This window comes from Bacteroides clarus YIT 12056, assembly GCF_900129655.1.
Lineage (GTDB): Bacteria > Bacteroidota > Bacteroidia > Bacteroidales > Bacteroidaceae > Bacteroides > Bacteroides clarus.
In genome coordinates, this window is sequence record NZ_FQWK01000002.1 from 260480 (window position 1) to 280278 (window position 19799).

Consider the following 19799-nt stretch of genomic DNA (forward strand, 5'->3'; position numbering starts at 1 on the left):
ATTATTTATCACTCCGACAGATAAGGCAAAACATTTTAAAATCAAATAATGATGAAACATTTATTACGTAACTTATGGATTGTTGCACTCATCGCATGCTGTAACTTCCAACAGGTATTTGCGCAACAATTACCGCCCATTCCCGTCGACCAAGATGTCCGTATCGGCAAGCTGGATAACGGATTGACTTATTACATCCGTAAAAACAGTCTTCCCGCCAACCGGGCAGACTTTTATATCGCCCAAAAAGTAGGTTCCATACAAGAAGAGGACAACCAGCGCGGTCTTGCCCACTTCCTCGAGCACATGTGTTTCAACGGAACGACCCATTTTCCCGGAGATGCCTTGAAACAGTATCTGGAACGTATCGGCGTAAAATTCGGTGAAAACCTGAACGCATATACTTCCGTAGACGAAACGGTTTATAATATCTCCAACGTACCGGTCAACACTCCGGGGGCTATCGACTCCTGCCTGCTGATTCTGCATGACTGGAGCAACGACCTGACTCTGGACCCGAAAGAAATCGACAAAGAACGCGGTGTTATCAACGAAGAATGGCGTACCCGTATGAGCGCCATGCAGCGTTTTCAGGAAAAGATGCTTCCGGTTATGTTTGCCGGAACCAAATACGCCAACTGCTTCCCTATCGGAACAATGGACGTCGTAATGAACTTCAAACCTCAAACATTAAGGGATTATTATGAGAAATGGTATCGTCCCGACCTGCAAGGCGTAATAGTGGTAGGTGACATCGATGTAGATGCCGTCGAAGCTCAAATCAAAAAGATGTTCGCCGATATTCCGGCACAGCCTAACGGCGCCAAACGCGAATACTATCCTGTAAACGACAACAAGGAACCTATCGTGCTGGTTGCCCGCGATAAGGAACAGCCATACGTGCAGACCTTTATCTTCAACAAGCACGAAGCCACTCCCAGAGAAGAAAAGAATAACGTAGGCTATCTGATGCAGGACTACGCGGTAACCTTGATTACCAATATGCTGAACGCACGTTTGAACGAATTGCTCCAGGCCGCCAATCCACCTTACATCTATGCCGCGACTTATGATGACGATTTCTTCGTAGCCAAGACAAAGGACGCCTTCACCGGCATTGTAGTCTGCAAAGAAGATGCGATTGAGAACGGTATCTCAACCATCCTCCGTGAAATAGAGCGTGCCCGCCAATTCGGATTCACCGAAACAGAATACAGTCGCGCCCGCGCAGAATATCTGCGCCAGTTGGAATCGGCTTTCCAGGAACGCGACAAACGCAAAAATGAGAATTACGTAAAAGAATACGTCCGCCATTTCCTCGATAACGAGCCTATTCCGGGAATCGCCAACGAATATACTATCATCAACCAGATAGCGCCGGCCATTCCGGTAACCGCCCTGAACCAGATGATGCAGCAAATGGTGACAGACAGTAACCAGGTAGTAGCTTTGTTCGGTCCTGAGAAAGAGGGTTTGAAACTCCCGACAGAGGAAGATATCAAGAATCTCCTGAAAGAAGTGAAATCAGAGAAGCTTACTCCGTATGTAGACAAAGTATCTAACGAGCCTTTGATGAAAGAAGCCCCGAAAGGCGGTAAAATCGTTTCTGAAAAGAAAGACGATATCTTCGGAACCACCATGCTGACACTGTCCAACGGAGTTAAGGTTATCATTAAAAAGACAGATTTCAAAGCCGACGAAATCCGTATGAAAGGTGTAAGTATGGGTGGCAGTTCACTCTTCCCCGACTCGGAAATCATCAATATCAACGGACTGGACGCGGTAGCATTAGGCGGTCTTGGCAATTTCAGCGCTATTGAACTGGAAAAAGTTCTGGCCGGCAAAAAGGCTTCCGTAAATTATGGCATCGGCGACAAGACCGAAGCCGTAACCGGCAGTTGCTCTCCCAAGGACTTTGAAACAATGATGCAACTCACCTATCTGACTTTCACAGCTCCGAGACGCGACAACGACGCCTTTGCGTCTTACAAAAACCGCAGCAAGGCCGAACTGCAGAATATGGACCTGAATCCAAGTTCCTCTTTTAGCGACTCCATCACGTCCACTCTCTACATGAAGCATCCCAGAACGTTAAGAATGAAAGCCGATATGGTAGACAAGATGGATTATGACAAGATTCTGTCCATGTACCAAGACCGTTTCAAAGATGCCAGCGACTTTACCTTTATTTTAGTAGGTAATGTCGATGTAGAAACTGTGAAACCTCTGATTGAGTCTTACCTGGGTTCATTACCCTCCATCAACCGTAAAGAGACATTCAAGGACAACCATATCGCCATGCGTAAGGGTATCTACAAAAACGAGTTTATCCGCCAACAGGAAACTCCGAAAGTAAACAACTTCATCTGTTATAGCGGCACCTGCCAATATAATCTCCGCAACGACATCCTTATGAGCATGACCGACCAGCTTCTCAACTTAATCTATACGGAGAAAGTACGTGAAGACGAAGGCGGTACTTACGGTGTATATCCTATGGGGCAACTCGTTAAATACCCTGTCGAAAGAGCCGTTCTGCAAATCTTCTTCAACACAGCCCCCGCAAAGCAGGAAAAACTGATGAAGATTATCTATGCCGAAGCGGACGCTTTCGCCAAGAACGGTCCTGATGAAGCCAGCTTGAACAAAGTGAAAGAATATATGCTGAAGAAACATAACGAGGATTTGAAAGAAAACGGCTACTGGCTGAACAGCATAGACGAATATCTGTATACAGGCATCGACCCGGTGAAGGACTACGAGCAAATCGTCAACAGCATCACAGCAAAAGATGTCCGTCAATTTGCCAATGAGCTCCTGAAGCAGCAGAATCAAATCACAGTTTCAATGATCAGTCCCGAAAAGAAATAAAAAATAGAGCTTACCCAAAGGCTGCGTTGTTCGTGAAGCAGCGCAGCCTTTTTCATATACATTAACCACCCATCCATTATGAGCCTCTTTATTGAATTACGTAAGCACGGAAAGTTGGCTGCCAAACGGAATCCGATGTATGAGAAGAACAAATTCGGAAAGTTCTGGATGTACTTCATGGCAGTGTTCTGGGCCGGCTACCTGATATTCTTCGGAACGACTTTCGCTTTTGCATTCGGCGACGGGGCAACGGAAGCATATCATGTCTTGAACAGCGGACTGATATTCGTATTGCTCCTGGACTTTCTCATGCGCTTTCCATTTCAGAAAACACCCGCTCAGGAAGTAAAGCCTTATCTGCTATTACCGGTAAAGCGCAACCGTCTTATCGATTTCCTGCTGACACGCTCCGGATTGAACGGCTTCAACCTGATATGGCTGTTTTTCTTTGTTCCGTTCGCTATCATCAGCATTACTAAATTTTACGGAATAACAGGGGTACTGACCTACAGCATCGGAATCTGGCTATTGATGATACTCAACAATTATTGGTTCCTGCTATGCCGGACATTGATGAACGAGCGTGTATGGTGGATAATCCTGCCTATACTGGTATACGGGATTATCGCTGCCGGAATGTTCATACCGGATGACAGCCCGCTGTTCGACTGGTCTATCGACCTGGGAGAAGGATTTATCCTCGGACACTTTCTTACTTTCATCGGAACATTCGCGGCTATCGTGGCACTATGGCTCATCAACCGCGGACTGATGATAAAATTGATTTATAATGAAATCAATAAAGTGGAAGACACCAAAGTCAAACACGTATCCGAATACAAATTCCTGGACCGTTACGGAGAAATCGGCGAATACATGCGATTGGAACTGAAAATGTTACTGCGCAACAAAGTCTGCAAGACAGCTCTGCGCACGGTATTCCTGGTAGTCGTCGCTTTCACCTGTATCCTGAGTTTTACCGAAGCATACGATGGCCAGGGAATGAAAAACTTTATCATGGTCTACAACTTTGTGATTTTCGGTATTCTGTTTTTATCGAGCCTGATGAGTTACGAAGGCAACTACATCGATGGCCTGATGAGCCGTAAGGAATCCATCTACACATTGCTCCGCGCCAAATATATTCTATACAGCATCGCCATACTCATACCTCTAATCTTGATGATACCGGCTATGGCAACCGGTAAACTGTCCGTCCTGAGCTGTATTGCCTGGGCTATATTCGTTGCCGGCGGTGTGTATTTCTGCCTGTTCCAATTGGCCGTCTACAATAACAAGACCGTAGACCTGAATGCTAAAATGACCAATCGCCAGAATATGGGAACCGGATTGCAAAATCTGATTTCCGGAGCAGCATTCGGCGTACCTCTGCTTATGAACTTTGTGCTGACAACCTTTTTCGGCCCCACAGTCACAGCCTGGATATTGATTGTTATCGGCGCGGGCTTCATACTCACTTCCCGCTTTTGGCTGAAAAATGTATATCACCGCTTTATGAAGCGGCGCTACAAAAACATGGAAGGATTCAGAGACAGCAGACAGTAAGATTTATTATTTAAGATTTATGGTTATGATTCAGATAAATAATTTGCAAAAGAAATTCGGCGAAAAGACCGCTGTAAATATTGACAATTACATCATCAATCAAGGTGATATGTTGGGTTTGGTAGGTAATAACGGAGCCGGAAAGACCACCCTTTTCCGCCTGATACTGGATTTGTTGCGAGCTGACCGCGGAAATGTCACCATCAAAGATATAGACGTGTGCAAAAGTGAAGACTGGAAGAACTTTACCGGCGCTTTCATTGACGACGGCTTCCTGATAGACTATCTCACCCCGGAAGAATATTTCCATTTCATCGGCAAGATGTACGGCCTGAAAAAAGAAGAAGTAGATGAACGCATCGCTCCTTTCGAACGTTTTATGAACGGCGAGGTCATGGGACAGAAAAAGTTCATACGCAATTTCTCTGCGGGAAACAAACAAAAGATAGGCATTATCTCCGCCATGTTGCACCATCCGCAACTACTGATACTGGACGAACCTTTCAATTTCCTCGACCCCAGCTCGCAATCCATCATCAAGCAACTGCTGAAAAAGTACAACGAGGAGCACGGAGCGACCGTCATCATCTCCAGCCACAACCTTAACCATACGGTAGACGTATGTCCTCGTATCGCCTTGTTGGAGCACGGCGTCATTATCCGTGACATACAAAACGAAAACAATTCGGCTGAGAAAGAATTGGAAGCCTATTTCAATGTCAGCGTAGAAGAAGCCGTTGAAGTTGAAAATAATACGGACGAAGAAATATCGACAGAAGAATAAACATGAAGCAATCCTTTTCTTATATAATTGTCCTTCTCGGACTAATGTTCTGTTTAAGTTCCTGCCATACTTCTGCTCCCCGTCTCGATTATAAAGCTCTGGCGCAAGCCTCGGTACGTCTGGGTATGGATATCGAGCTGACGGACAACCATAAATTGTATGTCAATGCCGCCGAATGGATAGGCACTCCCTATCGTGCGGGTGGCGACAGTAGGCATGGGACGGATTGTTCGGGCTTGGTATCCCAGCTTTATAAAAAGACCTACCGTATGCGTCTGTCGCGCAGCACGGACGGACAATTAAAAGAAAGCAATAAAATAGCCCGCCGCAACTTGCGTGAAGGTGATTTGGTATTCTTCACCAGTCGCTCGTCCCGTAAAAAAGTAGCTCACGTAGGCATCTATCTGAAAGACGGAAAATTCATCCATGCCAGTACCAGCCAAGGAGTTATCGTGAGCAGTCTCAAGGAGAAATATTACACGCAACACTGGCTTTGCGGCGGAAGAGTAAAATGAAAAAGAGTAACAAACAAATATAAAATGCCAATTTATTCATAACTTTGCCGCAAAAAGGCATATGAATTATACAACCTACCTCTTCGACTTCGATTATACGCTTGCCGATTCCTCACGCGGCATCGTTACCTGTTTCCGCAATGTACTGAACCGTCACGGCTACATTCACCCCACTGACGACGACATCAAGCGTACTATCGGCAAGACTTTGGAAGATTCTTTTTCCATTCTTTCCGGTGTAACCGACCCTCAGCAGCTTGCAGAATTCAAAAAGGAATATGTAAAAGAGGCAGATACACATATGACTGTCAATACGGTGCTTTTCCTCGAAACCAAATCCGTGCTGATGGCGTTAAAAGATTCCGGAGCCCGTATCGGAATCATCTCCACCAAATTTCGTTACCGCATCAAGGAATTACTGAATCAGCACTTTCCCGATGATTTTCTGGACATCATTATCGGCGGAGAAGATGTAAAAACCCCTAAGCCGTCTCCGGAAGGTTTGTTGCTTGCCATCAAGCAACTCCATGCTACCAAAGCCGAGACATTATACATCGGTGACAGTACGGTAGACGCAGAAACCGCACAAAAGGCAGGAGTGGATTTTGCAGGTATCACGCATGGCATGACTACCGCCGAAGAACTGCGGCAATACCCGCACAAGAAAATAATGAGCAGTCTGGAAGAATTATTGGAACGGGAACCATTACCCGCCGCATCGCCGAAGAATATAGGTGTACGCCGTATCGTACTTCTGTTAGTACTTTTCGCCGCATTCGCCGCCCTCATTTGCTTTCTCACCTTGGTATGACGTTCAAGGAATTTCCTTGCTATAATTAAATCGTTCCACTATGGAGAAAGTTTTGTTCCACCATGGTGGAACAAAACTTCCCTCACAGCGGAACAAAATGTTCACCATGATGGAACGAATAAACAGTCGTATCTCCGCCGCTTAGCGCCACGCTCCGAATGACAGATGCTCTTGATAGGAATCAATTCTTATGGCCTTACTTATAAAGTATTAATTGTCTTAAAAAAGAGAAAGAAAGATTTGTCCATTACAAATAAAAGAGGTACTTTTGTGCCCGATTATTCCGCACCGGGTTTAATTAAGTGCTTTCTAAGTGATTAGAGACCACCCGACGGAGCTAACTTATACATTATATATAAGAAATGTACGCAATTGTAGAAATCAACGGTCAGCAATTCAAAGCAGAAGCTGGCAAAAAGCTGTTTGTACACCACATGCAAAATGCAGAAGCCGGTGCAACGGTAGAATTTGAGAAAGTTCTTTTGGTAGACAAAGACGGTAACATCACTGTAGGTGCTCCTACCGTAGAAGGCGCAAAAGTAGTTTGCGAAGTTGTTTCAGGTCTGGTAAAAGGCGACAAAGTTCTTGTTTTCCACAAGAAAAGAAGAAAAGGTTATCGCAAACTGAACGGTCACCGTCAACAATTCACAGAGTTAACAATTAAGGAAGTAGTAGCTTAATCAATTAAAAAAGTAAGAAGAAATGGCACATAAAAAAGGTGTCGGTAGTTCTAAGAACGGCCGCGAATCACAGAGTAAGAGATTAGGCGTTAAGATATTTGGTGGCGAAGCTTGCAAGGCAGGTAACATCATCGTTCGTCAAAGAGGTACTGAATTCCATCCGGGTGAAAACATCGGTATGGGTAAAGACCACACTCTTTTCGCTTTGGTAGACGGAACTGTACAGTTCAAAGTAGGTAGAGCAGACAGACGTTCTGTTTCTGTTATTCCCGCTGAAAGCGCAGAAGCATAAGTTTCCGGACAAAAAAATAAAGCGAAGGGATGCAATCCGATTGATTGCATCCCTTTCTTTTTATACTTAAAAATAAGCAAGTTTCTTTTTTGTATTACTTTTGATTTGCACTATCTTTGCCCTCGCAAATCCCGAGTATCATAAAAACAAGTATAAGATATGCTTACCATTAAACAAATTACAGACAACACCGACGCGGTAATCCGTGGACTGGAGAAAAAGCACTTCAAAAACGCCCAAGAAACCATCGGGCAAGTGCTGGAAACCAATGACAAACGACGCAATACCCAAACAATCTTAGATAAGAACCTGTCGGAAGTAAACTCCCTTTCCAAGTCTATCGGACTGTTAATGAAAGAGGGTAAGAAAGATGAAGCGGAAGCCGCAAAAAGCCGCGTAGCCGAATTGAAAGAAGCCAACAAAGCGTTGCAGGAAGAAATGGATCAGGCTGCAACCGATTTACAGAATTTACTGTATACAATCCCCAATATTCCTTACGACAGCGTACCCGAAGGCGTAGGCGCCGACGACAACGTGGTAGAGAAAATGGGCGGCATGGAGACCGAACTTCCCAAAGACGCGCTCCCCCATTGGGAATTGGCCAAGAAGTACGACCTGATAGACTTTGACCTGGGCGTTAAGATTACAGGCGCAGGTTTTCCCGTGTACAAAGGCAAAGGCGCACAACTTCAACGCGCGCTTATCAACTTCTTCCTGGACGAAGCACGCAAATCCGGCTATACCGAGATAATGCCTCCGACGGTGGTTAATGCCGCTTCCGGTTACGGTACAGGCCAGTTGCCCGACAAAGAAGGTCAGATGTATCATTGCGAGGTAGACGATTTGTACTTGATTCCGACCGCCGAAGTTCCCGTAACGAATATTTATCGCGACGTTATCCTCGACGAGAAGCAGTTGCCTATCAAAAACTGCGCTTATACACAATGCTTCCGTCGCGAAGCAGGTTCATACGGTAAAGACGTACGCGGCCTGAACCGTCTGCACGAATTCTCCAAAGTAGAATTAGTACGCATCGACAAGCCGGAACATTCCAAAGAATCTCATCAGGAAATGCTGAACCATGTGGAAGGATTGCTTCAGAAATTGGAATTACCCTATCGTATCCTGCGTCTGTGCGGTGGCGACATGAGCTTTACCGCCGCCCTTTGCTTCGACTTCGAGGTATATTCCGAAGCACAGAAACGCTGGCTGGAAGTAAGTTCGGTATCCAACTTCGATACTTACCAGGCCAACCGACTGAAATGCCGTTACCGTACGGCAGAAAAGAAGACAGAGCTTTGCCACACCTTGAATGGTTCCGCACTGGCACTGCCGCGTATCGTAGCAGCTTTATTGGAAAATAACCAGACTCCGGAAGGTATCCGTATTCCGAAAGCGTTGGTTCCGTATACAGGATTCGAAATGATTGACTGAAGAAGCGTCATTTCAAATTCAAAATAATAAAAGGTGCGTCAGAATATAGGAATTTCATATTCTGACGCACCTTTTTTATACAAAAACTAAGACTGGTAAAGCAATAAGGATAAAAGTCATGAAAATTAGAACAAAAAGCCATGACGTTAAAAGCTAAGAATACCAGACTGAAGGTTGAAACGCAGAATTAAAGGTTGAGATGCAGAACTGAAGACTGAAAATACTGGGCTGAAAGCTGAAATACAGAACTGAAGGCTGAAATACAGAACTGAAGGCTGAGGTGCAGAACTGAAGACTGAAAACACTGAACTGAAAAGCTGAAATACAGAACTGAAGGCTGAAAGCCTTATATCTTACAGCCCAGGGTAACACCCTGGGGTAATTATCAAATCATCCCCCCTATTTTCTATTTACGCCCTGAAAGGGCAAAACCCCACATCATGTCACAATCCTTAAACAAAATCTACATACATATCATCTTCTCCACCAAAAATCGCGAAGACTTATTACCCGAAAAAAATCTGAATGAAATACACTCTTATATAGGAGGAATCATCAATCAAAACCTATGTAAAAGCATTATCATAGGCGGTACCGCCAACCACATACATATTCTTTGTGAATTGACAAGCACCGTTTCTACCGCCATGCTGTTACAAGAAATCAAAAGAAGCTCCTCCAAATGGATAAAACGCGCCTACCCCCAACATCCCAACTTTGCATGGCAAAACGGTTATGCCGCATTTTCAGTCAGCCAATCAAAAGTGGATACCGTCACCAATTATATCCAAAACCAGAAAGAGCATCATACAAAGAAAAGTTTTAAAGAAGAATTAGTGGAGTTCCTAAAAAATTATAAAATTGAATATAAAGAAGAATATTTGTGGAGTTGATTCTTATGCCCTTTCAGGGCGCAAAAGAGAAATATATACTCCCCCGGGGTGATACCCCGGGCTATAAGATAGAAGGCTTCCAGCCTTCCTGTATAAAAGTGATTCTTCAAGCAAATAAGCTTCTTTAGGCAAATAAAAGTTTTTAATCAAATAAGATTATTCAAGCAAATAAAAATCTTTAAGCAAATAAAAGCTCTTAAGCAAATTAAGATTCTTCAAGCCAATAATATTTTTCAGGCCAATAAAACCTTTAAGCAAATAAGTAACCTTATTTCAAAATAGCTATTCTCTCCCAAAACAACTTTACTCCCCCAAGCACCCCTCTCCCAGAAAACTATTCTCTATCTTCAAAATCGCCTTATCCACTCCCACCGCACTCTTTTTTCCCTATACATTCTTTGTTATTAATAAATAACCCGTATCTTTGCAAAATCTATCATTCTGAAAGAGATTACGTAATTATACCAACAAAATTATAAGATAATGAATAAAATCATTAGCAAAGAACATTTCTCAGAAAAGGTCTTCAAGTTAGTAATCGAAGCACCGTTAATTGCTAAATCACGCAAGGCAGGACACTTTGTAATAGTACGTGTAGGCGAAAAAGGCGAGCGTATGCCGCTGACCATCGCCTCCGCCGATCCTGTAAAAGGAACTATCACTTTGGTTGTACAAGAGGTAGGTCTCTCATCTACCCGTTTGTGCGAGCTGAACGAGGGTGATTATATAACCGATGTTGTTGGTCCGTTGGGACAAGCCACCCATATCGAGAACTTCGGAACTGTTGTTTGCGCCGGTGGCGGTGTGGGCGTAGCTCCGATGCTTCCTATCGTACAGGCATTGAAAGCTGCCGGTAACCGTGTGATTACAGTATTGGCAGGCCGTACCAAAGAGCTGATTATCCTCGAAAAAGAGATGCGGGAAAGTTCCGATGAAGTCATTATCATGACAGACGACGGCTCGTACGGCAATAAGGGGCTGGTTACGGAAGGCGTGGAAAGCGTCATCAACCGCGAGAAAGTAGACAAATGCTTCTGCATCGGTCCGGCCATTATGATGAAATTCGTTTGTTTGCTGACGAAGAAATACGAGATACCTACCGATGTATCCCTGAATACCATCATGGTAGACGGAACAGGAATGTGCGGCGCCTGTCGCATCACTATCGGCGGTAAAACCAAATTCGTATGCGTAGACGGACCGGAATTTGACGGCCATCAGGTAGATTTCGATGAAATGCTGAAGCGTATGGGCGCATTCAAAAACATCGAACGCGAAGAAATGCATAAGCTGGAAGAACCGCAAACTTGTCAGGCAACCGGAGAAAACACCCCGGAAGAGGACGAAAAAAGCCGTAATGCCGCTTGGCGTCAAGAGCTGCGCAAATCCATGAAAGCAAAAGAGCGTACCGCCATTCCCCGCGTGGAAATGAACGAGTTGGACGCCGAATACCGCTCACACAGCCGTAAGGAAGAAGTAAACCGGGGATTGACCGAGAAACAGGCCTTAACAGAAGCCAAACGCTGTCTGGACTGTGCCAATCCGGGCTGTACCGAGGGATGTCCCGTGGGTATAGATATCCCCCGTTTCATCAAGAATATAGAACGCGGCGAGTTTCTGGAAGCCGCCAAGACACTGAAAGAAACCAGCGCATTGCCCGCTGTTTGCGGTCGCGTATGTCCGCAGGAAAAGCAATGCGAGTCCAAATGTATCCACTTAAAGATGAACGAAAAGCCGGTTGCCATCGGCTATCTGGAACGCTTCGCTGCAGATTATGAACGTGAAAGCGGACAAATCTCCGTACCGGAAATCAAAGAAAAGAACGGCATCAAGATTGCCGTAATCGGTTCGGGTCCTGCCGGCCTGTCTTTTGCAGGGGATATGGCGAAATACGGCTACGACGTTACCGTATTTGAAGCACTGCACGAAATCGGCGGTGTACTGAAATACGGTATTCCCGAATTCCGTCTGCCCAACAAGGTAGTGGATGTCGAAATCGAGAACCTTGCCCAAATGGGTGTAAAGTTCATCAAGGACTGCATCATCGGTAAGACATTAAGCGTGGAGCAACTGGAAGAAGAAGATTTCAAAGGCATATTCGTCGCTTCCGGCGCCGGACTGCCGAACTTCATGAATATCCCCGGTGAAAATTCCATCAACATTCTGTCGTCCAACGAATACCTGACACGTGTCAATCTTATGGACGCTGCCAGCGAGGATTCCGACACACCTGTGCCTTTCGGCAAATGCGTAGCCGTCATCGGCGGCGGCAACACGGCCATGGACTCCGTCCGCACGGCCCGTCGCCTGGGTGCCGAACGTGCCATGATTATCTACCGCCGTTCGGAAGAAGAGATGCCCGCACGCATTGAGGAAGTGAAACATGCCAAAGAAGAAGGAGTAGAATTCCTGACACTCCACAACCCGATAGAATACATTGCCGATGAACAAGGAAAAGTAAAACAGGTAGTTCTCCAAAAAATGGAATTGGGCGAACCCGACGCATCCGGACGCCGCAGTCCTGTGCCCATTCCGGGAGCCACCGAAACGATTGACATAGACCTTGCCATCGTCAGCGTAGGCGTATCCCCGAACCCTATCGTTCCCAGCTCTATCAAAGGGCTCGAATTGGGACGTAAAGGAACAATTGCCGTAAACGACAGTATGCAGTCGTCCATCCCGACCATTTATGCCGGCGGCGACATCGTTCGTGGTGGCGCTACCGTAATCCTCGCCATGGGTGACGGCCGAAAAGCCGCCGCAGCCATGAATGAGCAGTTGAAGCACTAAAGTTACTTCACCATAAAAAGAAAGTCCCGTTCGCCATTCGGCAAACGGGACTTTTTCTTTCTATCTGATAAAGGACTACTTCACCACCTTATTTGTCGCCGGATCGGGAAAAATCACCGTCGGCTTAAACGTCTTGGCTTCTTCAAAGTCCATCAATGCATACGACATGATAATAACAATGTCATCCGGTTGAACCCTACGGGCCGCCGCGCCGTTCAAACAGATTTTACCCGAACCGCGCTCGCCTTTAATGATATAAGTTTCAAAACGTTCACCGTTATTATTGTCGGCAATATAAACCTTTTCGCCGGCAATCATGTTAGCGGCATCCATCAAGTCCTCGTCAATCGTAATGCTTCCCATGTAGTTGAGATTAGCCTCCGTGACGCGGGCGCAATGGATTTTCGACTTCAACACTTCAATCATCATAAGATTGGCTTTTTTATGTTTATTACTCCTTATACTTGATATTGTCAATCAGACGGACTTCTCCGCAGAATACCGTAATGCAGCCTACGGCATACGCAGTGTCTTCCCAATCGGCAATCTTCTGCAACGTATTGCCGTCCACCAGCTCAAAGTATTCCAGACGCAAGCCGGGAGCGGCCGCAATGGCATCTTCCACAAACTTCCGTGTCTCGGCAACCGTATGCGAGGCCGCAAAGGTACGACTTTCAAATAAAGTCTGCGAAATTTTCAAGGCATTTTTACGTTCTTCGGCGGACAAACGGGCATTACGGCTGCTCAGAGCCAAGCCATCTTCCTCACGTACGATAGGACAACCCACAATCTCCAGCGGATAACTCATCTGACGCACCATTTCACGGATTATAGCCAATTGCTGAAAATCCTTTTCACCGAAATAAGCGCGGTCCGGCTGCACCGCATCAAACAACTTGCTCACAATCTGGCATACACCGTTGAAGTGTCCCGGGCGGAAAGCTCCCTCCATTACCGTATCCAAAGGCGCGTAGCTGAACCTGCGGGTATCCGGTTCCGGATACATCTCTTCCACCGCCGGAGCAAAGACAAACGCCGCCCCGCATTCTTTCAGCAAACGACAATCGGCCTCCGGCGTACGGGGATATTTGATTAAATCATTCCGGTCATTAAACTGAGTAGGATTTACAAAAACACTTACCACAGCGGCATCATTCTCCGCCACACAACGTTTTACCAATGAAGCATGACCGGCATGCAAGGCTCCCATCGTAGGTACCAGACCCACCTTCTTACCTTGGGCTCTCATAGCCGAAAGTCCGGCCTGCAAGTCCTTGATAGTATGTACTATTTCCATTTTTTCGGTTATATAATAACTTGGTTGTTCGCAAAAACGGTGCAAAATAAGCTATTATTTACCATATAAAGAAGAAATATCGTAAATTAATGCAAAAGTTACCCTGTACCAAGAGATGTCAGTAGACGCATTTATCACTGATACACAACCGCTTAACAATTCATAAGGAATTATAGACGAGCTCGTCTTGCTTTATTGCCCGATTTTTTTTATATCTTTGCAGAATAATTGAGAACATTGTTATTATGACAAAGGCGAACAAGGTTTTATTTATAACACAAGAAATTACCCCTTACGTTTCAGAATCCGAGATGTCCCTTGTTGGCAGAAACCTGCCGCAAGCAATCCAAGAAAAAGGCAGAGAAATCAGAACGTTTATGCCCAAATGGGGAAACATCAATGAGCGCAGGAACCAGTTGCACGAAGTGATACGTCTCTCCGGTATGAACCTTATCATCGACGATACCGACCATCCGCTTATCATTAAAGTGGCTTCCATACAGTCTGCCCGCATGCAAGTTTACTTCATCGACAACGACGATTACTTCCAGAACCGCTTGCAAGTGGTTGATGAGAACGGCGTTGAGTATGAAGACAACGACGCACGCGCTATTTTCTATGCCCGCGGCGTACTGGAAACGGTTAAGAAATTACGCTGGTGTCCGGACGTCATTCACTGTCATGGCTGGATGACCGCATTGGCGCCGCTGTATATCAAGAAAGCGTATAAAGACGAACCATCGTTCAGAGATGCAAAAGTTGTCTTTTCACTGTATGACAATGACTTTAAAGAGCCGTTCCATCCCGATTTTGCCAGCAAGCTCCTATTGAAGGGCATCAGTAAGAAAGATATCGCCGATTTGAAAGAACCGATTGATTATACGGCTCTCTGCAAATTAGCGGTAGACTATTCCGACGGTGTTATCCAGCAAAGCGAACACGTGAATGAGGAAGTCATGGAGTATGCCCGTCAAATCGGTAAGCCTATCTTAGGCTATCAATCTCCCGAAAACTTCGCGGATGCCTGCAACGACTTCTACGACCGGGTTTGGGGAGTAGAACAAGAATAAAGTTGATTTCAAGACGAAGAATTATGAAAGTAAAATATTTAGGGATATTGCTTTTGGCACTTCTGGCTTTCTACGGATGCGATGACAATACCGGAACACTGGGTATGGGTATGCTGCCCGATTCGGATGGTATTTCCGCCCAAACCAAGACTTTCGAGGTTTCTACAAAATCCATTCTCGCAGGACCTGTTTATGCCAAGACGAGCACGGGATACGTCGGTACGTTCACCGACCCCGATCCGAACGGTTTCGGGAATTATAAAGCCAGTTTTCTGACAGAGTTGAACTGCGCCGATGACTTTAGATTTCCTGCGGAATACAACGACGAGACCCATACGGGAACGATGGCCGGCGATACCGTATCTTCCGCCCAACTGACAATATACTACGCTTCATGGTACGGAGATTCTTTGAATCCATGCAGAATGTCGGTATACGAATTGAACCGAAGATTAACGAACAACCACTATACCGATATTAATCCGGAAGATTATTTCAGCAAGGTAACAGCGAATAAGCCGAACTTTACAACCGGATATTTCCAACTGCACAAAGCGTATACGGCCTACGATACTTCCGTACCCGATTCGGTAAGAAACGCCACCGATTCCAATGGTAACAGTCTTTTCTATCCGAATGTAACCCTGCCTTTAAGCAAAGAGTTCGGTAACGAGCTGCTGCAGTTAAACAGAGCTTATCAGAGAGGAGAGAACGACTTCTTCAAGAACTCGGATAAGTTTATCGATAATGTATTGAAAGGCGTATATATTGAAACCGATTATGGCGATGGAACCATTCTATATGTCGACCGCGTGGACTTACAAATGCAATTCCGTTTCCATTATGTGGACAGCTTAGGGGTAAAACTCACTAAGAAAGACGGTACATTGAATGCGGAAGGCAAACCCGCCGACTCTTTATATTACAGTACGGCAACCGTATTTGCCTCTACGAAAGAAGTTGTCCAAGCCAACAGATTCGAGAACTCCCCGCAACTGAAAAAGAAAGTGACCAGCGACAGCGAGAAAGGCTGGAGTTATCTCAAATCGCCCGCCGGCATCTTCACAGAGGCTACTTTGCCCTATGATAAAATACATGAAGAGTTGACCAACGACACGCTGAATGCCGTTAAACTGACTTTCACGAATTATAATCAGGAGAATAACAACAAATATAAGTTCAGCATGAGTGCGCCGGAAACGGTTTTGCTATTGCGCAAGAAAGACATGGACACTTTCTTTGTCAATAACGAACTTACGGACAATGTTACCTCTTTTGTCGCCACTCACAACAGTGTGGAGACGAACCAATATACATTTAAGAATATCGCCCGTTTAGTCTCCGCTTGTATCAACGAGAAAAAGGCCGCCAAACAGAAAGCAAAAGAAGACGCAGGCGCAGCGTGGGATGAAGCGGCATGGGAAGCGGCATGGAGCCAGCCCGGCGGTGAAGGGGAGAACTGGGATAAGGTTGTATTAATCCCCGTAGTCGTGACGTATGATACGAACAGCACCACTCCTTCCATGATTGGCATTCAGCATGACCTGAAACCTACGTATGCCAAGCTAAAAGGCGGAGATCCGACCTATGGCGGAAGCAACTTGCAGATAGAAGTTACCTATACTTCTTTCAACAAATAAAGCGAAATACTTCATAGAAATAAATAAGTCCTTCAAAATGATTATTTTTGAAGGGCTTATTCTATTCAATCAGTCATGAAGCAATAGCATAACTAAAAACTCTCTTTCCAAGATTTATATAATCTGCATATAAAAAGAAAATAGTCCCTGTCTATTCCTCACTTTCCCTACTTGATACCTTCCATACCAACGTCTGGTACAAGAGATACCAATGCTCGATATGATGCATATCACCCTTTGGTAGGAGAAGTGCCCAGCGTTGGTACGACAACTGCCAAAGAGTGGTATAAAGTTGGTACTCGTATTGCACTGGATATCAGATTAACATATTATTTTATCTAATCAGGTTATAAATCTAACCGGAGAATAGGGAATAAAAGAACAAAAAGAAAGTCCTCCGTACTTTAACAAAGCATGGAGGACTTCTCACATTATTGTAAGTCAAACTTTACTCTTTGGTGACCTTCGCGGTGCTCTTCTTTGATGCGGCTTTTTTTGCAGTAGATTTGGCAACAGGTTTCGCAGCAGTCTTAGGAGCAGCTTTCGCTTCTTTCTTCTTCTCAGCGGCCTTTTCCTTCTCCAGCTTATTCTGCGCTTTTTCCAACTCTTTATGAAGTTCCTCTATTTCATCCCCTTGATTTTTGATTGTAGTCAGCAAGGCATTCAATTCCTCATTATCAATATCTACCGGGTATAAGGAATCGACACGCTTGATGAAATCTCCTAAAATATTCATGTAATTGGTGAAAGCGTCATAAGGTGATTCGTAAATACCACGATTCAGACCCACCCCGCTATTCTTAGTCGTCATAAAGCGGAAGTTATTACTTGCCTGCAAATAATCCCAGTCTTGCTTGATGCGGCGGTCGTCACAGATGTGTACGCGTTCGGCCACACTATACAGTTTATTGAAAGCTTCGCGCTGCATTACATTACCCAGCCAACAACTTGTGTCTCTTTCTTCATCAACCCATGACATAGGATATGGAACATCCAGTTGCGATACGGATTTCAGTTTGGTAACAATCTCCGTAGGAGTTGAGAAAGTAATGCCTTTTTCTTTAGCACATGCAGGCAACGCCTTCAGGAATTCCAGAATATTGGAAGACAGAGGTTGTGACATTCCCAACGAGCAAAGCTCCATAAATATATTGATAACTTGTTCTTCTTGCGGGAACGCGTCAATCCAATTGATATACTTATCCGCAAACAAAGGATATTCACTCCATTCCGAATTAGAGAAGCGCAGGCTGATATCATCAGATAATTTAAAATCGCGTAGCAACAATTTTAAATTCGGATTCATATTGCAATGATATACATAGTGCGGGCTCTTCCAACCAAGTACATGCTTAGCACCCTCAGTCAGCATACCTTTAAAGCCCATGCTGGCCACCACAGCGCCAATCTCGTCATTATAAATTAAGCTGGAATTACGGAACACTTTCGGAGCTTTGCCAAACATCTGTTTCATCTTAGCGCTCTGACGCATAACCTCTTCCTTGAAGCAATCCTCATTGGCCAAAGAAGAAAGTCCGTGAGAATACGGTTCGGCTAAAAACTCACAGCATCCTGTATCATTGAGCTGATGCAGCAAATCGATTACAGCAGGCGCATGGATTTCCAGTTGCTCCAATGCCACGCCGGAGATAGATAAAGCCACTTTAAACGCGCCGCCCGAATTCTTCGCCATTTCGATAAGCGTATTCAGTGCAGGAATATACGAGCGTTCGGCAACTTCATTTATACTTGTTTCATTAGCATAATCATCATAGTAATAATGATTTGTACCGATATCAAAGAAACGATAACGTTTCAGATGTATAATTTGATGTATCTCAAAATAAAGACAGATAGTTCTCATTAGTATTTATTGTTTTATTATTTACCATAGTTTCTTAACACATCCTCATAAAGAGCGCGAATTCGCAAGCCCACCTTTTCCCAAGTAATTCCGTCCACTTCTTTCTTTCCTTCTTCCTGAAGATAATGGAATAGAGACGGATTGATACAGATGGAATAGATAGCATCGGCCATAGCGTGAATATCCCAATAATCGGTTTTAATCACCTTATCAAGGATTTCACCGCATCCGGACTGCTTGGAGATAATAGATGGAGTTCCACACTGCATGGCTTCCAGCGGAGCGATACCGAAAGGCTCGGAAACAGAAGGCATAACGAACACATCACTGTTTTTATAAACCTCGTATACCTGTTTGCCTTTCATAAAACCGGGGAAATGGAAACGGTCGGCAATACCGCGTTCGGCAGCCAGGTTAATCATGGCATTCAACATATCACCCGAACCGGCCATTACAAAACGGATATTACGGGTACGTTGCAATACCAGCGCAGCAGCTTCCACAAAGTATTCCGGTCCTTTCTGCATGGTGATACGTCCGAGGAAAGTCACCACCTTCTCTTTAGAATGATCCGGACGCGGAATATCCTGAAGCTCCTGCGACAGCGGATACACAGCATTGTGCATGGCAAATACCTTTCTTGGATCTTGATGATACTCATTGATAACTGTGCGACGGGTAAGCTCCGATACGCACATAATGCAATCGGCGTAATCCATTCCGTTCTTTTCCATAGAATAGACAGTAGGATTAACCTTTCCTCTCGAACGGTCAAAATCAGTGGCATGAACATGAATGCAGAGCGGCTTGCCGCTTACCATTTTCGCATGTACACCGGCCGGATAGGTCAACCAGTCGTGTGCATGGATAATGTCAAACTCCTGTTGACGCGCCACCACTCCGGCTATAATCGAAAAGTTATTGATTTCTTCGTGCAAATTTCCCGGATAACCGCCGGCAAAGTCCATACAGCCAAGGTCGTTGACGTGCATATAAGAGAAATCCGAATAGATATGGTCACGCAGAGCGTAGTATTGTTCCGGACTCATTGTCGACAAACGCGACTTCAGATAATCATAATCGACGTCACGCCATACGATAGGCACTTGGTTCATGCCGATTATATTCAAGAATTGCTCTTCTTCACCTGTGGGCTTGGGCATACAGAAAGTCGTTTCCACATCCCCCTGCAAGCTCAATCCTTTAGTTATTCCGTATGATGCAACTGCAAGACCGCCATATATTTTGGGAGGAAATTCCCAACCAAACATTAAAACTTTCATCTTCGTTCC

Annotated in this window: 15 protein-coding genes and 1 pseudogene; 12 read left to right on the forward strand and 4 right to left on the reverse strand. The window is 45.0% G+C overall.

What is annotated here, in order from left to right; all coding sequences use genetic code 11:
* Positions 1 to 51: 51 nt before the first annotated feature.
* The 10 genes and pseudogenes from BUB52_RS03150 (at position 52) to BUB52_RS03195 (ending at position 12636) form a co-directional block, all read left to right on the forward strand.
* A complete protein-coding gene (locus BUB52_RS03150) occupies positions 52 to 2871 on the forward strand; it encodes a M16 family metallopeptidase (RefSeq protein WP_039951007.1) in 2820 nt (939 codons plus the stop codon).
* A 78-nt stretch (positions 2872 to 2949) separates the two neighbouring features.
* The gene (locus BUB52_RS03155; RefSeq protein WP_009122530.1) at positions 2950 to 4437 is read left to right on the forward strand and encodes a DUF5687 family protein; all 1488 of its coding nucleotides are present in this window, start codon (positions 2950 to 2952) and stop codon (positions 4435 to 4437) included.
* Between the two features lie 25 nt (positions 4438 to 4462).
* Entirely contained in the window at positions 4463 to 5221 is a 759-nt protein-coding gene (locus tag BUB52_RS03160) for an ABC transporter ATP-binding protein (protein WP_039950934.1), read from the forward strand.
* A 2-nt stretch (positions 5222 to 5223) separates the two neighbouring features.
* Complete coding sequence (locus BUB52_RS03165) at positions 5224 to 5736, forward strand: C40 family peptidase (protein WP_009122532.1); 513 nt, start codon at positions 5224 to 5226, stop codon at positions 5734 to 5736.
* A 61-nt stretch (positions 5737 to 5797) separates the two neighbouring features.
* Positions 5798 to 6505 (forward strand): annotated as a pseudogene (locus BUB52_RS03170) (HAD family hydrolase); the annotation flags it as partial.
* Between the two features lie 404 nt (positions 6506 to 6909).
* Entirely contained in the window at positions 6910 to 7227 is a 318-nt protein-coding gene (gene rplU / locus BUB52_RS03175) for a 50S ribosomal protein L21 (RefSeq protein WP_009122535.1), read from the forward strand.
* Between the two features lie 22 nt (positions 7228 to 7249).
* Complete coding sequence (rpmA, locus tag BUB52_RS03180; RefSeq protein ID WP_009122536.1) at positions 7250 to 7519, forward strand: 50S ribosomal protein L27; 270 nt, start codon at positions 7250 to 7252, stop codon at positions 7517 to 7519.
* 159 nt (positions 7520 to 7678) lie between these two features.
* Positions 7679 to 8953 carry a serine--tRNA ligase gene (gene serS, locus BUB52_RS03185; protein ID WP_009122537.1) on the forward strand — a complete coding sequence of 425 codons (1275 nt, stop codon included), beginning with the start codon at positions 7679 to 7681 and terminating at the stop codon, positions 8951 to 8953.
* 440 nt (positions 8954 to 9393) lie between these two features.
* Positions 9394 to 9846, forward strand: a complete 453-nt coding sequence (gene tnpA / locus BUB52_RS03190; RefSeq protein ID WP_009122538.1) for an IS200/IS605 family transposase — start codon at positions 9394 to 9396, stop codon at positions 9844 to 9846.
* 483 nt (positions 9847 to 10329) lie between these two features.
* Positions 10330 to 12636, forward strand: coding sequence for a bifunctional dihydroorotate dehydrogenase B NAD binding subunit/NADPH-dependent glutamate synthase (locus tag BUB52_RS03195; RefSeq protein ID WP_009122540.1), 2307 nt, complete (start codon positions 10330 to 10332; stop codon positions 12634 to 12636).
* Positions 12637 to 12711: 75 nt separating this feature from the next.
* On the opposite strand, the gene panD is transcribed toward BUB52_RS03195, so the two are convergent.
* Both panD and panC read right to left on the reverse strand, forming a co-directional pair.
* The gene (panD, locus tag BUB52_RS03200; RefSeq protein ID WP_009122541.1) at positions 12712 to 13065 is read right to left on the reverse strand and encodes an aspartate 1-decarboxylase; all 354 of its coding nucleotides are present in this window, start codon (positions 13063 to 13065) and stop codon (positions 12712 to 12714) included.
* A gap of 22 nt (positions 13066 to 13087) precedes the next feature.
* The gene (panC, locus tag BUB52_RS03205; protein WP_009122542.1) at positions 13088 to 13933 is read right to left on the reverse strand and encodes a pantoate--beta-alanine ligase; all 846 of its coding nucleotides are present in this window, start codon (positions 13931 to 13933) and stop codon (positions 13088 to 13090) included.
* A gap of 245 nt (positions 13934 to 14178) precedes the next feature.
* Here panC and BUB52_RS03210 point away from each other — a divergent pair, with 245 nt between their 5' ends.
* Both BUB52_RS03210 and BUB52_RS03215 read left to right on the forward strand, forming a co-directional pair.
* Positions 14179 to 15003: a glycogen/starch synthase gene (locus tag BUB52_RS03210; protein WP_009122543.1), complete on the forward strand. Its 825-nt coding sequence runs from the start codon at positions 14179 to 14181 to the stop codon at positions 15001 to 15003.
* 23 nt (positions 15004 to 15026) lie between these two features.
* Positions 15027 to 16643, forward strand: a complete 1617-nt coding sequence (locus tag BUB52_RS03215) for a BamH family beta-barrel-assembly machinery protein (RefSeq protein ID WP_009122544.1) — start codon at positions 15027 to 15029, stop codon at positions 16641 to 16643.
* Between the two features lie 448 nt (positions 16644 to 17091).
* On the opposite strand, the gene BUB52_RS03220 is transcribed toward BUB52_RS03215, so the two are convergent.
* Positions 17092 to 18507 carry a glycoside hydrolase family 57 protein gene (locus tag BUB52_RS03220; protein WP_009122545.1) on the reverse strand — a complete coding sequence of 472 codons (1416 nt, stop codon included), beginning with the start codon at positions 18505 to 18507 and terminating at the stop codon, positions 17092 to 17094.
* Between the two features lie 17 nt (positions 18508 to 18524).
* On the reverse strand, positions 18525 to 19790 hold the full coding sequence (locus BUB52_RS03225; RefSeq protein ID WP_009122546.1) for a glycosyltransferase family 4 protein: 1266 nt from the start codon (positions 19788 to 19790) through the stop codon (positions 18525 to 18527).
* Positions 19791 to 19799: the final 9 nt, after the last annotated feature.